The organism is Saccharopolyspora galaxeae (assembly GCF_016526145.1).
Taxonomy (GTDB): domain Bacteria; phylum Actinomycetota; class Actinomycetes; order Mycobacteriales; family Pseudonocardiaceae; genus Saccharopolyspora_C; species Saccharopolyspora_C galaxeae.
In genome coordinates this window covers 585,236-599,433 of sequence record NZ_JADDUE010000003.1, presented here as the reverse complement: position 1 = coordinate 599,433, position 14,198 = coordinate 585,236, and the positions used below count along the sequence as shown (strand labels likewise).

Genomic DNA, 14,198 nt, shown 5'->3' with positions numbered 1-14,198 from the left:
CCTGAATTCTTCTCACTTTTCGATGTGCTCACAGCATCGGATGCCATCAGTCACGGCGCCCTTCCCACCGGACCTTCGCCCGGCGCGTCAGGCCGGAAACACCGTTCGACCGACACTCCCGTTCCAGATGCTTGCAGATGTAGGGAACGGTCACGGGGTTGGGTCGTTCCGGTTGTCGTGCTGTTCATCGGGCGTCACCTGCCCGCGGCTGGCCTTGGGTGTTGCGCATCGTGACGCCGTGCTCGTGCAGCCGTTGGCGCACGGTGCCGGCGGCGACGTCCATGCGGTTGCCGATCCGGGCCAGCGACCATCCCTGGTTGTAGAGGCGGACGGCGTCGTCGATCTGTTCTTCGGATAGGCCGCGTCGGCGCATCGGGACACCGTGGCGGTGCAGGATCGTGCTGACGGTGCGGCGCTCGATGCCGAACTGATCACCCAGCTCGTAGATGGTCGCGCCGGACCGGTAGCCCTCGATCAAGTGCTGCACTTGCTCGCCGTCGAGTTGCTTGGCGCGGTTCGGCCGTTGCCGCTTGGGTTTCGGTTGGAGGGGGTCTTCGAGGTCGGGCAGCTGTTGCCGCAGGGTTTCCAGCGCGCTGACCTGGTCTTTTGTGTTCGAGTAAGCTCCCCCAACCTCCACAGGAAAGGGTTCAGGAAGCCCCTGAACAGCATGCGGCCTGCGATGATTCGCGGCATGGGGGCTTCCTGAACTCGTGTGCCGATCGCTACACCATGCGAACCGCGTTTGCGATGCCGGTGCTGATCCGCCAGCGTCACGTTGGTGCATGTCTTGCGTCAGTTGATCGGTGAGCGGCGTTCGAGGAACACGGTGTCGTGCCAGGCGCCGTCGCGTTGGGCGATGCGTTCGCGGATGCCGACGGTGCGGTAGCCGGCGGCGTGGTGGAGGGCGATGCTGGCGCGGTTGTCGGTGAAGACCGCGGTCTGCAGGGTCCAGAGTCCGGCGGCGTCGGCCTCGGTGACTTGCTTGTACAGCAGGGCTTTTCCAATTCCTCGTCTGCGGTAGCCGTCGGCGACGTAGACGGCGGTCTCGGCGACGCCGGCGTAGCACTCGCGGGGTGAGACCGGGCTGGCCGCGGTCCAGCCGACAACCTCACCGTCGAGTTCGGCGACCCAGCGATGGTCGGGCAGCCACTTGGCGTCGAGGCTCGCCTTGCTGGGCACGGTCGTCTCGAAGGTGGCGATGCCGGTGTCGATGCCCTCGGCGTAGATGCGGCGCACCGCGGTCCAGTCATCGGCGCTCAGTGCTCGGACGGTGACGTCGGTCGGGAGATTGTCCGGGCAGCAGGGCTGCGGGCCGAGTAGCCCCATGACCGCGTCGGCGGCGTGGGGCAGGCCGGTGCAGCAGGCTTCGTTGATCGTGACGATCGTGGCGGTGCCTTCCTTGCTCAGGCGGACGAAGCCGACGTCGGCGAGCTTGCGCACGTGGAATGAGCATGTCGACTGACTGGTGCCCAGGATCTTTGTCAACGCACCCACGGTGATGCCCTTCGGGCTGGTGGCCACGGCGTGCAGCAGTCGCACCCGCACGGGTTCGCCGAGGCAGGCGAACCAGTCGGCGTAGGTGGCCGCATCGGAGGTGGGCAGGACCTGTGCTTGCCGGAGTGCGATGGCCATGCCGCCAGTGTATCGATTGAAATCGATGGTTGCTTCCATCGAGAACGCTCGATACATTCAGCTCAACTCAATCGAGATCCATCGATAGAAGGAGTGAGTGATGAGCGAGACGCCTGTAGTGGTGGTCGGTGCTGGTCCGGTCGGGTTGGCGGCGGCTGCCGAGCTGGTCGAGCGGGGCGTGGAACCGCTGGTGCTGGAGCGCGCCGATCAAGCAGGGGCCGCGGTCGTGCAGTGGCATCACGTGCGCCTGTTCTCCCGCTGGGCCGAGCTGATCGACCCGGCCGCGCGCCGCCTACTGGACGCAACGGGCTGGCAGGTCCCTGATGAGGCCAGCTACCCGACGGGCAGGGAGTGGGCCGAGTACTACCTGCGCCCGTTGGCCGACGCACTGGGCGCGCGGGTGCGGTTCGGCGCCGAGGTCGTGGGCGTGGCTCGACGTGGCCGGGACCGGGTCGTTGACGCTGGGCGCGACACCGAGCCGTTGACCGTGCACCTGCGCACCGCTGCGGGCACTGAGGAACGGGTTACCGCGCAGGCGGTGATCGATGCCTCGGGTACCTGGAGCAATCCGAATCCGCTCGGTGGCGACGGGCTGCCCGCCGTGGGTGAGCACGCTGTGGCTGGGCAGATCGTGTACCAGGTGCCGGATCTGACCGATGCGGTGGTCCGCCAGCGGTATGCGGGGCGGCACATGGTGGTGGCGGGAAGTGGGCATTCGGCGTTGACGGCGCTGGTCGCCTTCGATGAGCTGGCCGCTCAGCATCCGGACACGCGGATCACGTGGTTGCTGCGTCGCGGCGAGGTGGGCGACACCTTCGGCGGTGGCCAAGCCGATCAGTTGCCCGCCCGGGGTGCGCTCGGCCAGCGGGCCAAGGCCGCCGTCGAGGTCGGGCGGATCGCGATCGTCACTGGATTCCGCACCGCAGCGGTCGAACGCGACGCACACCGACTTGGCCTGGTATCCGATGCGGGAGCGCGGGTCGAGTCGGTCGACGAGGTCGTGGTGCTGACCGGGTTCCGCCCCGACCTGTCGTGGCTGTCGGAGATCCGGCTGGGCCTGGATGCGACGTTGGAGGCGCCGGTGGCGTTGGCGCCGTTGATCGACCCGAACGTGCACTCCTGCGGCACGGTCTACCCGCACGGGGTCACCGAGCTGTCCCATCCGGAGCCCGGGGTGTTCCTGGCGGGGATGAAGAGCTACGGCCGCGCGCCGACGTTCTTGGCGATGACTGGCTACGAGCAGGTGCGCTCGATCGCCGCCGCGCTGGCCGGCGACCGTGAGTCTGCCGAGCGGGTCGAGTTGGTGTTGCCGGAGACCGGGGTGTGCGGCGGTGCTGGAGTCTTCGACGCTGCGGCCGAGGAGCAGGATGGCGGGTGCTGCGGCGCATCGGCTGAGCCGGAGGCGCTGACCGTGTCGGCGCCGTCCGCGAGCTGAGCTGGGCACGCCGGTGTCCTCCGGAACGCTCGCGCAGTCGGATGTGGTGAGCCGGGCGGGGTTGCGGCGGGTGCTGGTGACCTTGTGCGTCACCGAGATCACCAGTTGGGGCGTGCTCTACTACGCCTTTCCCGTCCTGGCCGGGGACATCTCCGCGACGACGGGCTGGCCGACCACGGCGATCACTGCGGCGTTGTCGGCTAGCCAGCTCATCGCTGCCCTGGTCGGCATCCCGGTCGGCCGATGGCTGGATCGCCGGGGGCCGCGCGGGGTGATGACCGCAGGCTCGACGCTGGCCGTACCCGCCCTCGTGGCGGTGGCCACCGCGCAGAACCTGGCGTGGTTCCTCTCCGCGTGGCTGCTGGTCGGGGTGGCGATGGGAGCGGTGCTGTATCCGCCGGCATTCGCCGCGCTGACCCGGTGGCACGGACCCGATCGCGTCCGCGCGCTGACGATCCTGACCTTGGCCGCGGGGCTGGCCAGCACCGTGTTCGCCCCGCTGACCGCCGCACTCGCCGCCGGTCTGGATTGGCGGGCGACCTACCTCGTGCTGGCCGGGGTCCTCGCGGCGGTCACGATTCCCGGGCACTGGTTCGGTCTCGCCCTGCCGTGGCCGGAACGCCCGGTGGCCGAATCCCGATACGAGGAGGCTGACCCGCGGCAGGTCGCCCGGAGCCCGGTGTTCGTCGTGTTGACCGTCGCGTTGAGCGTGGCCGCGTTCGCCACCTTCGCCGTCGTGATCAACCTGGTGCCGTTGCTGGCCGAACGCGGCATCGGCACCGCTACCGCCTCGGTCGCGTTGGGGCTCGGCGGTGCCGGTCAGGTCCTCGGAAGGCTCGGCTACAGCACGCTGACTCGGCGCACCACCGTGCGGGCACGCACCGCGCTGATCCTGCTGGCGATGGCGCTGACCACGGCGCTGCTCGGCGTGCTCACCTCGGTGGCCGCGTTGATCGTCGCCGAGATCCTGGCGGGCATGGCACGTGGAGTGTTCACGCTGCTACAGGCCACCGCCGTGACCGACCGGTGGGGAGCCCGGTACTACGGGCAGCTCACCGGCCTGCTGTCCGCACCGTTGACGATCACGATGGCGCTGGCTCCGTTCGCCGGCGCCGCGCTCGCCAGCCTGCTCGGCGGCTATGCCACGACCTTCCTCGTCCTGGGCGCGGTCACCACCGCCGCAGCCCTGCTCTCCCTTGCTACGAATCCTGAAAGGAACATCTCGTGACCGATGTCGATGCTCTCGTGATCGGCGGCGGGCAGTCCGGCCTCGCTGCCGCCCACGCCCTCCGCCGAGCCGGCCGAGTGCCGGTGCTGCTCGAAGCCGGACCGGAACCGGTGGGGTCGTGGCCGACGTACTACGACAGCCTCACCCTGTTCTCCCCGGCCCGCTACAGCGCCCTGCCCGGGATGGCCTTACCCGGCAACCCGGACCACTACCCGCATCGCGACGAGGTGATCGACTACCTGCGCCGCTACGCCAAGAACCTCGACGCCGACATCCGCACCGACCACCGCGTCGAGCGCATTCGCCGCGACGGCGGCCGATTCGTGGCCGAAGTCCACAATGGTGAGACAGTAACGGCACCCCTCGTAATCGCGGCGAGCGGAGCGTTCGGGCGCCCCTACCGGCCGAACCTGCCCGGCCTGGATTCGTTCACCGGTGCCGTGCTGCACGCCGCCGACTACCGTGAACCCACCGGGTTCACCGGGCAGCGGATCGTCGTGGTGGGTGCGGCGAACTCCGCGGTGCAGATCGGAACCGAACTCGCTGCCCATGCCCGGGTCACGCTGGCCACCCGGCACCCGATCAAGTTCGCACCGCAGCTCATCCTGAGTCGGGACGTGCACTTCTGGTCCGTGGCCAGCGGATTCGACCACCTGCCGATCGGACACCTGGTGCACACCCCGCCGCCCATGCCGGTCAACGATGACGGCCGCTACCGGCACGCCATCAACGCGGGCAACCCAGACCAGCGGCGGATGTTCACCGCCATCGAGCCCAGCCAGTTCACCTGGCCGGATGGCACCCGCGAGCACGTCGACACCATCATCCTGGCCACCGGCTACCGTCCTGAACTGTCCTACTTGGACTCAACTGGGGCGCTCGACCACCGCGGCTTGCCCTACCAGAAGCGCGGGCTGTCCACGACCGTGCCGGGACTGGGCTATGTCGGGCTGGAGTGGCAGCGCAGCTTCGCTTCCGCCACGCTGCGCGGAGTCGGCCGGGACGCCCGCTATGTCGCCGCACGCCTCCTTCGTGCCCGCACCTGATCGACGCATCATGCGGTGCGCAAGCGATCGGTGATCTCGGCGACGGTCGCCTTTGCGGTGCGACCCGCGCCGATCAGGGTGGCCGAGGCCGACCCCGTCCAATCCCCGTACCCCAGCAGGTACAGGCGCGACTCGTCGACCGACCGCGTCCCCACCGTCTTCGGTACTCCGTTCTGAACCTCCAGTCCCAAGGGGGCCAGGTGATCCAGTGTGGGGCGGAAGCCGGTGCACCAGATGATCGCATCAACGGGTTGCTCGGTTCCGTCGTTCCAGGCCACGCCAACGCGGGTCAGGCGGTCGAACATGGGGTGGGCCTGTAGCACGCCGCGGTCACGGGCTTCGCGCACGCTGGGCACCATCACGATGTCGCCGAGTCCAGAGACGCCGTCGCTGTCCGTGCCGGCCCGGCGGGCGGCTTCGCGCCGGGTGGCCACGTCGAACAGGACACGGCCGTCCACGTCATCGGGCATGAACCGGGGTGGACGCTGGGTGACCCAGGTCGTGGCGGCGACGGTGGAGACATCGGCCAGGATCTGTGCTGCGGAATTGCCGCCTCCCACGACTACCACGCGTTGATCGCGGAACTGCCCCGGCGAGCGGTAGGCGACGGTGTGCAGTTGTTCTCCCGCGAATTCGTCGCTGCCGGGGTAGACGGGCAGGTATGGTGTGTCCCAGGTGCCGGTTGCGCTGATGACGATCGAGGTGCGCCACGTCCCGTGGTCGGTGTCGACGGCCAGCCACGCCCCGGCGTCGTGGACGCCATGCACGTGGACGGGGCGGTGCACGGGCAGCTCGTATCGCCGCTCGTAGTCGCGCAGGTAACTGACGACGTGGTCAGCGGTGGGGAAGGTTTCGCCGTCTTGGCGGGGCATCCACCAGCCGGGCAGCGGGCTGTACTCGGCCGGGGAGAACAGCCGCAGCGAGTCCCAGCCGTGTCGCCACGCCCCTCCCGGCTGGTCTTGTGCGTCCAGGATGGCGAACTTCAGGCGGGCTCGGCGGAGGAAGTACCCGGCGGCCAAGCCGGTTTGCCCGCCGCCGATCACGACCACGTCCACGACCTCAGCCATGTCTACCTCCGCCTGCTCACAGTGCCCTCGAACGACCTGGCGATCATTAGCAGTTCCGGCCGCCCTGTGTTTCGCAGGCCGCGACGGTCGTGCGGACCTGGGTGCAGGCCGAGCAGCGCAGGATACGAGCAGCCACTTGTGTTGGCTGTTGCACGGGGATCATGCCGGCACTCATGCGGCAGGTGACCGGTCGTCGTTCAGGGCGGGCGTGTTCGGCGCACACGCCCGCGCCGCAGTCCATACAGGTCCCCACGGCTGGCCGTTCGACGTTGTGCTCTACGCAGTCGAAGCAATGCATGACGGTCTCCTTCCGTGCGTGCCCGGGGACGACCTTGCCGACCCGGAATTCCGGTTAGGTGCCGATGATGGTGAGCCACCCGGCCAGTGCGGCGAGCGTGACGAGCAGGACGGGGATGGTGAGGACGATGCCGGTGCGGAAGTAGCGGCCCCAGCCGATGTGCATTCCCTTGCGGTCGAGCACGTGCAGCCACAGCAGGGTGGCCAGGCTGCCAATCGGGGTGATCTTGGGTCCGAGATCGGAGCCGATGACGTTGGCGTAGACCATCGCCTCGTGGGTGAGCCCGGTCGCCCCGACGGCGCCGATGGCCAGCGCGGCGATGAGCACCGTGGGCATGTTGTTCATGATCGACGACAGCACCGCCACCACGACACCAGTGCCCAGCGCGGCGGCCAGCACCCCGTGGTTGGCGAAGAACCCGAACAGCTTGGCCAACTCGCCGGTGAGCCCCTGGTTGCGCAGGCCGTAGACGACCAGGTACATGCCGATCGAAAACAGCACGATCTGCCAGGGCGCTTCCCGGATGACCTTGCCGACCGGAATGCGTCGCGGCCCGGTCGGACGGTCGCCGTCGGACGTGGCCGGGGCTGCTGCGAGATCGCCCTCGTCGGCGGTGTTACGCGGATCGCCCACCGGGTGCTGCTCGCCGGTCCCCGCGCTTCCTGCGCCCACGGTCGCGGGTAGCGGCTGACGCACGGACTGAGGGAAGGCGAAGGCGGGCTTGCGGGCGGCGACCGCGATGAGGATCAGCGCGCCGGATCCGGCAACGACCGACAGCGGCACGCCGATGGGGTCGGCGCCGAAGTAGCCGATCAGCAGCAGGACGAGCACGCCCCACCCGGCGCGGAAGGTCACCTGGTCGCTGATTGCCTCCGCTGGCTGGCGCAGGGCGGTGACATCGTAGATCTTCGGGATCGAGCGGCGGAAGTACAGCAGTAGTACGCCCAGGCTGGCGGTCACGGAGACGAGGCCGACCGGGACCATGACCGCGGCGAATCGGGCGAAGTCGATGTGGAAGAAGTCGGCGGAGACGATGTTGACCAGGTTGGACACGACCAGCGGCAGGCTGCCGGTGTCGGCGATGAACCCGGTGGCCATGACGAAGCCCAGTGATGCCTTCGGGGAGAACCGCAGCGCGAGCATGATCTGCATGACGATCGGGGTCAGGATCAGCGCGGCGCCGTCGTTGGCGAACACCGCGGCGATCGCGGCCCCGAGCAGAACGATCAACACGAACAGCGCTCGGCCGTGTCCGCGTCCCCACCGGGCGACGTGGAGTGCGGCCCACTCGAAGAAGCCGCACTCGTCGAGGATCAGCGAAATGATGATCACGGCGACAAAGGCCAGGGTCGCGTTCCAGACGATGCCGACCACGGTGGGCACGTCGGAGAGGTGGACCACTGTGGTCGCCAGGGCCACCACCGCGCCGCCGAGCGCGCTCCAGCCGATGCCCAGGCCCTTGGGTTGCCAGATCACCAAGGTGAGCGTGGCGAGGAAGATCAGAATGGCTGCCACAGTCATGGCGTCGTTGTCTCTCCTGTCGAGCGTGAGTCGGAGTCGGTGGCGGCCGGCTACCGGCCACCAGTCGGGTTAGTGCTCGCCGTTCGCGAGAAGCGCCAGTTGTTCGGCACCGACCGGTGTCGCCGCGCGCCACGGCAGCACAGCGGTGCGCTCGGCGTGGTCGGTGGCGACCTCGGCGAGATAGCGGCGTTCGGAGGCGGCGCGGGCCACCAGCAGCGGGTCGACGGGGGAGGCCGCAGCCAAGCTCTGGTTGACCACCCAGGCGAACGGCTTGATGCCTGCCCGAGCGAGATCCCCCTGTAGCGCGGCGGCCTCATGCACTGGGGTGGCCTCCGGCAGGGTCACCAGCACGACGCGGGTGTAATCCGGGTCGGTCAGCCGGTCGAGCAATTCCACGGCCTCGGGCGGTGGAGCCTGGCCGGACTGCTGGGACAACTGGCGCTGGTAGCTGCGCGAGGCATCCAGCAGCAACAGCGTGTGCCCGGTCGGGGCGGTGTCGACCACGACGATCCGGTCCTGGGCGGCGGCCACGGTGCGGGCGAAGGCGTGGAAGACAGCGATCTCCTCGGTGCACGGCGACCGAAGGTCCTCCACCAGCAAAGCCCGGCCCTGCTCATCAAGGTCCGCGCTGGCCTCGGCGAGCACCGCCTCGGTATACGCCGCCGTCTCGACCACCGGGTCAATGCGCGTGACCTCCAGGTCACCAAGACCGTCGCCCAGCGAGGTGTCCAGATGCGCGGCCGGATCGGTCGTGGTCAGCGTGACCGGAAGCCCCCGCCGAGCGAGCCCCACGGCGACCCCGGAGGCGACCGTGGTCTTGCCGACGCCGCCCTTGCCCAGCGTCATCACCAGACCGCGGCCGTTGGCGGCGACCTCCTCGATCAGATCCCGCACATGGGTCGCCACCCCGGCGGGCAACACGGCATCCGCTGTTGAGACCGCGCTCGCTGGCAGCATGGGGCAGAGCATGGCGCGTAGGCCCCGCACGCCCAGCGGCAGCTCCGGCAACAAGGGTACGGACTCGATCTCGGTGACCTCCGCCAACGACTCGGGCATCTGCGTCAGCGCGTCCTGAGCGCGCTGCTGCCACGCCTGCGCCAGGGGATCGTCGTCGCGGGTGGCAGTGAACACGCCGTTGACGATCAACCGCTGGTTGCAGACGCCCAGTTCCCGCAGTTCGGCAGACGCCCGTTCGGCTTCTGCCAGTGCTCCCTGCTCGGGTCGGGTCACCAGGACCAGCGTGGTCTGATCAGCGTCGGCCAGGGCGTGCATCGCCTCGGTATAGCGCTGCTGCTGCGCGCCCATCTCCGCCAGCGGGCCGATGCACGAAGCGCCGCCGGGGCTGGTGGCCAGGAAGTCCGACCACGCGCTGGGCAGGCTCAGCAGGCGCAGCGTGTGTCCGGTGGGCGCAGTGTCGAAGACCACGTGGTCGAACCGCTCGCGGATCTCCGGGTCGGCCAGCAACGCGACGAACTCGTTGAATGCTGCGATCTCGACCGTGCAGGCGCCGGAGAGCTGTTCTTCGATCTGTTCCACCGCTGAGGCGGGCAGGCTGTCCCGGTACGGGCCGAGGACCTTCTCCCGGTACTGGGCCGCCGCGACGTTCGGATCGAGGTTCATCACGAATAACCCGGTCACCCCGGGTACCGGCCGCGGGTCCCGTCCCGCAGTGGTCTCCAGGACCTCGTCGAGGTTGGAGGCGGGGTCGGTGCTGGCCACCAGCACGCTGCGCCCGGCATCGGCCAGTCCGATCGCCGTCGCCGACGCCGTCGAGGTCTTACCCACGCCGCCCTTGCCGGTGAAGAACACGAACGGCGTGCGCACCCGGAGCAGACCGCCGAGGACCTGATCGGCGGGCACCGTGCCCACGCTCAGCACTCCCCGCCGCCGCAGCAACCACTACCGGGCTCAGACTGCTCGATCACCGGCAGGCCAGGGCGCTCGGTGGCCACACCCGTCCACTCGGCCAGTTCCACGCGGGTCGGATACCGCCCGGAGGTGCGCAGTGCACCGTCGACGAACACGGCAGGAAGGGCTTCTTCGCCCTTGTCCTTCAGCAGCGCGCCGACCTCGCCGTTCTCCACGAACTGGCCGGGCTCGGAGGACAACCCGAACCGGTGGACCTCCACGCCCGCGGAGTCCAGCCACTCCACGTCAGCGGCGAACTGCGTCAACGCCGGGTCGACCGATGGCCCACACACCCCGGTCGAACAGCACATCGCCGGGTCATAAATCTCGACAGACGCCATCACGGACCCCTTCCCGCTGGGAGTACTACCCAGCCGACGCTACATCGACCGAAGCTGATGAATCAAACTTAGCTGATGTGACCACGGCCTCTCTGGCTTCTGTGCAATGAAGGGAATCGGCTAAAAGGGCTGCTCATAGCCATCGTGAACCCTCGTGGTCGTTGCTTGACGGGACGCCTCGTCCGGTGCTTTCATCGAACTATGTTGATGTCACCCGTTGCTGGTGCTGGCGCAGAAGAGGCTCCCGGGCAGGCTGTGGAGGCGCAACCCGACCTTGCCGAGGCTGTGGTGAAGCTCTTCGGGGACCCGCTCCGCGCGGAGATCGTGCGCCTGCTTGCCCGTGAGCAGATGTGCACCTGCCACCTGGTGGAGGACACCGGAGCACGGCAATCCACCATCAGCCACCACCTGCGTGTTCTCCGCGAAGCTGGCTTCGTCACCGCCGAGCCGCGCGGGCGGTACACCTACTACCGGCTGCGCCCGGACGCGCTGAGCCTGCTCACCGTCGGCATCGCGAACCTCACCGCGCAGGCACACCATGCCCAGGCCATCCGCCGCCCCTGTGCCTGAGCCGAGCGCCGTCCCATCAACAGCACTCGATAGGAGACCTGACCCCAGCCAAGCAAGCCCCGAGCCAAGACTCGCCCTACCGAACTCCAGGCGACTGACCATGAACACGTCACCCCACCACCACGATGCCGAGGAATACCGGCTGACCGACCCACACGTCACCGAACTCCTCGACCGCGCCACCGCCGACCTGCAACCCCAGTTTCAGGGGATCTTCGGCCCGGAGACCATCCGCGCGGTACTGGACGAGACCTACACGCAACTCAACGCCACCGCCCGGGTGCACACCCACCTCGCGACCCTCGCGATGCGCTTCGCCCGCGAACGCCTCACCTCGATCGCCAAGAACCAAGGAGCCCTCGTGTCCTCGACCCCCGAAGTGCTGTTCGTCTGCGTGCACAATGCAGGCCGATCCCAGATGGCCGCCGCGCTGCTGCACCACCGCGCCCAAGGTCGGGTCACCGTCCGTTCGGCCGGCTCCGCCCCGGCCGAGACGATCAACCCAGCGGTGGTGCACGCGATGGCCGAACTCGACCTCGACCTGTCCCAGGAGTTCCCCAAGCCCTTGACGACCGAGGCGGTCGAGGCCGCCGACGTCGTGATTACGATGGGCTGCGGGGATGCCTGCCCGGTCTTCCCCGGCAAGCGCTACCTCGACTGGGAACTTGACGACCCCGCCGGGAAGTCGGTCGAGGAAGTCCGCGCCATCCGCGACGAGATCGACCGCCGCGTCACCAGCCTGCTCGCCGAACTGGCACCGGAGGCCGCGCGGTGACGAGCGAGATCCGCAACCTGATCATCGTCGGCTCCGGCCCCGCCGGATATACCGCCGCCGTGTATGCCGCTCGGGCCGAACTCGACCCCCTTGTCTTCGAGGGCACCCAGTTCGGTGGCGCGCTGATGACCACCACCGAGGTCGAGAACTATCCGGGCTTCCGCGACGGCATCATGGGTCCCGAACTCATGGAGCAGATGCGCAACCAAGCCCTGCGCTTCGGTGCCGAACTGAGAACCGAGGACGTCGAGAACATCGACCTCAGCGGTGAGACGAAAACGGTCCTCGCCAATGGCGTCGAGTACCGGGCCAAGGCCATCATCCTCGCGATGGGCGCCGCCGCCCGCTACGTCGGAGTGCCCGGCGAGGAACGCCTGCTCGGGCGCGGTGTGTCGTCCTGCGCCACCTGCGACGGGTTCTTCTTCCTCGACCAGGACATCGCCGTCGTCGGCGGCGGCGATTCGGCGATGGAGGAAGCGACCTTCCTCACCCGCTTCGCCCGCTCGGTCACGATCATCCACCGCCGCGAGGAATTCCGCGCCTCCAAGATCATGCTCGAACGCGCCCGCGCGAACGAGAAGATCAAGTGGCGCACCAACGCCGTCGTCACCGAGGTCGTCGGCGACACCGCGGTCACCGGGTTGAAGCTGCAGGACACAGTCACCGGTGCCGAATCCGAGCTTCCGGTCAGCGGCATGTTCGTCGCGATCGGACACGAACCCCGCAGCGAACTGGTCCGCGACCAACTCCACGTTGACGAAGAGAAATACGTCCTCGTGCAACAGCCCACCACGCAAACCGGAATCCCCGGTGTCTTCGCAGCAGGCGACCTGGTCGACAAGACCTACCGCCAGGCCATCACCGCGGCCGGCTCTGGTTGTGCGGCAGCCATAGACGCCGAACGCTGGCTCGCCGAACACGAAGCGACCAGTGCGGCACACATCGCTCCAGAACACACAGGCGGTGGATACGCCGCCAAGGTCGGAACCGCCGCGCGCTGACCTCAGACGCGTGGCCCTTACCCGACGGAAGGTCGTTCATGCGGGTAAGGGCCACGGCGTCTATTCCACCGCTGCCAGCATCGCTCCGGGTTGGCGTTGCTGGCGGAGGTGGTGGGTGAGGGCGCGTGCTCGTTTCGAGCCGATGCTGAGCTTGCGGCGGAGGGTGTCGGCTGAGATCGGACGTTGGTAGAGGTTCCAGTGTTCGGCGTCGAGCCGGTATGCCTTTGCGCGCAGCGGATCAGCATCCTCACCGTGCGGTACTCCTGAGCCAGCGTCAGCGCTGTTGGTGCAGTGACCAGGCACGTTGTTCACCATCGTGCGCAGCGCTGGCACCTCGGCACTCGTCTCGGAGCCCTTCGACAACGGGCGGGTTTCACCGGTGTCCGGTGAGTACGGCTCTGGTGATGCGTTCTCATCTGACTCGTGACCGGTGCCGTTTGACGTCTCCGCTCGGCGCCGCTTGAGCGCCTGGTTGAGCAGTTCGACTGACAGCAGTAGCGCGAGTGGTGGGCAGGCGGCTACGGCGATGGAGAAGGCGTTCAGCTCGGGTGCGGAGGCGATGTTGGCGCACAGCGACAACCCGATCCCGAGGGCGAACGACAACCATGCCTTCCACTGGCCGGTGGCGCGATGGCGGTGGCCGGTTTTCCACAGTTCGATGGTCGCCATCGTCAACAAGCCGTCAACGATGAGCGGCCAGAGGGTGGCTGTGGTCTCGTCGGCGCCGAATCGCAGGGCGAAGTCGCGGCCGTGCCGGTAGGAGACGTAGGCGGCGCCGACGGCCACCAGGAGGGTGCAGGCGCACTGCAGGTGCAGTGACCGGTCGGGAGCGGGGCTCGGTGTGGACGGTGTGGCGGTCATCGCGCTGCACCTGCCCAGGTCTGCCCGTGGGTGTCGCGGATCGGGACGTCGCGCTCGTGCAGGCGTTGGCGGACGGTGCGGGCGGCGACGTCCATGTGTGCGGCGATCCGGGCCAGTGACCAGCCTTGGTTGTAGAGCCGGACGGCGTCGTCGATCTGCTCGGTGGACAGGCCGCGGCGGCGCATCGGGACACCGTGGCGGTGCAGGATCGCGGACACGGTGCGGCGCTCGATGCCGAACTGGTCACCCAGCTCGTAGACGGTCGCGCCCGAGGTGTAGCCCTCGATGAGCTTCTGGACCTGGTCGTCATCGAGTTGTCGAGCGAGCCCGTCTACGGGGCTGACCTGGATTTCTGGACCTTCGACCAGTAGGTCGCGGTGGTTCGTACGCTCTAGCGTTAGGTCCGCTTTCGGGTACTTACTAGAACAACGACCTGCACGACGAATGCTCTGACGCGGTCGGTCGACGTCCGACGTTGAGAACGGGGCCTTCGTCGACCGGCGACTTCCGCGGCT

15 protein-coding genes are annotated in these 14,198 nt (G+C 68.3%); 6 read left to right on the top strand and 9 right to left on the bottom strand.

All coding sequences use genetic code 11. The annotated features are described in order from the left end of the window. Positions 1-184: 184 nt before the first annotated feature. Together INP57_RS10415 and INP57_RS10410 are read right to left on the bottom strand one after the other, a co-directional pair. Entirely contained in the window at positions 185-637 is a 453-nt protein-coding gene (locus tag INP57_RS10415; protein WP_307849999.1) for a helix-turn-helix domain containing protein, read from the bottom strand. Positions 638-792: 155 nt separating this feature from the next. Next, positions 793-1,671 carry a helix-turn-helix domain-containing GNAT family N-acetyltransferase gene (locus INP57_RS10410; protein ID WP_374220933.1) on the bottom strand — a complete coding sequence of 293 codons (879 nt, stop codon included), beginning with the start codon at positions 1,669-1,671 and terminating at the stop codon, positions 793-795. Between the two features lie 61 nt (positions 1,672-1,732). Here INP57_RS10410 and INP57_RS10405 point away from each other — a divergent pair, with 61 nt between their 5' ends. From INP57_RS10405 to INP57_RS10395, 3 genes are read left to right on the top strand one after another with little or no spacing between them, the layout of a single operon-like run. Continuing rightward, on the top strand, positions 1,733-3,067 hold the full coding sequence (locus INP57_RS10405) for an NAD(P)-binding domain-containing protein (protein ID WP_200069878.1): 1,335 nt from the start codon (positions 1,733-1,735) through the stop codon (positions 3,065-3,067). A gap of 13 nt (positions 3,068-3,080) precedes the next feature. Beyond that, positions 3,081-4,295 carry an MFS transporter gene (locus INP57_RS10400; protein WP_200069877.1) on the top strand — a complete coding sequence of 405 codons (1,215 nt, stop codon included), beginning with the start codon at positions 3,081-3,083 and terminating at the stop codon, positions 4,293-4,295. After that, positions 4,292-5,341 carry a flavin-containing monooxygenase gene (locus INP57_RS10395; protein ID WP_200069876.1) on the top strand — a complete coding sequence of 350 codons (1,050 nt, stop codon included), beginning with the start codon at positions 4,292-4,294 and terminating at the stop codon, positions 5,339-5,341. The genes INP57_RS10400 and INP57_RS10395 overlap by 4 nt, the downstream gene beginning before the upstream one ends. An 8-nt stretch (positions 5,342-5,349) precedes the next feature. Here the strand turns inward: INP57_RS10395 and INP57_RS10390 are convergent, their stop codons facing one another. The 5 genes from INP57_RS10390 to arsD form a co-directional block, all read right to left on the bottom strand. Beyond that, on the bottom strand, positions 5,350-6,408 hold the full coding sequence (locus tag INP57_RS10390) for an ArsO family NAD(P)H-dependent flavin-containing monooxygenase (RefSeq protein ID WP_200069875.1): 1,059 nt from the start codon (positions 6,406-6,408) through the stop codon (positions 5,350-5,352). Positions 6,409-6,454: 46 nt separating this feature from the next. Next, a complete protein-coding gene (locus INP57_RS10385; RefSeq protein ID WP_200069874.1) occupies positions 6,455-6,706 on the bottom strand; it encodes a DUF2180 family protein in 252 nt (83 codons plus the stop codon). Positions 6,707-6,760: 54 nt separating this feature from the next. Then, positions 6,761-8,227, bottom strand: a complete 1,467-nt coding sequence (locus INP57_RS10380; RefSeq protein ID WP_200069873.1) for an arsenic transporter — start codon at positions 8,225-8,227, stop codon at positions 6,761-6,763. A 69-nt stretch (positions 8,228-8,296) separates the two neighbouring features. Beyond that, positions 8,297-10,096 (bottom strand): arsenical pump-driving ATPase, encoded by a 1,800-nt coding sequence (arsA, locus tag INP57_RS10375; RefSeq protein WP_307849998.1) that lies wholly within the window; start codon positions 10,094-10,096, stop codon positions 8,297-8,299. Between the two features lie 2 nt (positions 10,097-10,098). Continuing rightward, entirely contained in the window at positions 10,099-10,476 is a 378-nt protein-coding gene (arsD, locus tag INP57_RS10370; RefSeq protein ID WP_200069872.1) for an arsenite efflux transporter metallochaperone ArsD, read from the bottom strand. A 201-nt stretch (positions 10,477-10,677) separates the two neighbouring features. Between arsD and INP57_RS10365 the strand changes: the two genes are divergently transcribed. From INP57_RS10365 to trxB, 3 genes are all read left to right on the top strand, one after another. Continuing rightward, positions 10,678-11,046, top strand: coding sequence for an ArsR/SmtB family transcription factor (locus INP57_RS10365; RefSeq protein ID WP_233627205.1), 369 nt, complete (start codon positions 10,678-10,680; stop codon positions 11,044-11,046). A gap of 100 nt (positions 11,047-11,146) precedes the next feature. Next, positions 11,147-11,821, top strand: a complete 675-nt coding sequence (locus tag INP57_RS29465) for an arsenate reductase ArsC (RefSeq protein WP_233627204.1) — start codon at positions 11,147-11,149, stop codon at positions 11,819-11,821. Beyond that, a complete protein-coding gene (trxB, locus tag INP57_RS10355) occupies positions 11,818-12,822 on the top strand; it encodes a thioredoxin-disulfide reductase (RefSeq protein WP_200069871.1) in 1,005 nt (334 codons plus the stop codon). The genes INP57_RS29465 and trxB overlap by 4 nt, the downstream gene beginning before the upstream one ends. Before the next feature lie 60 nt (positions 12,823-12,882). On the opposite strand, the gene INP57_RS10350 is transcribed toward trxB, so the two are convergent. Continuing rightward, on the bottom strand, positions 12,883-13,683 hold the full coding sequence (locus INP57_RS10350) for a DUF2637 domain-containing protein (protein ID WP_200069870.1): 801 nt from the start codon (positions 13,681-13,683) through the stop codon (positions 12,883-12,885). Further along, complete coding sequence (locus INP57_RS10345) at positions 13,680-14,051, bottom strand: terminase gpP N-terminus-related DNA-binding protein (RefSeq protein WP_233627325.1); 372 nt, start codon at positions 14,049-14,051, stop codon at positions 13,680-13,682. Before INP57_RS10345 ends, INP57_RS10350 begins: the two co-directional genes overlap by 4 nt. Positions 14,052-14,198: the final 147 nt, after the last annotated feature.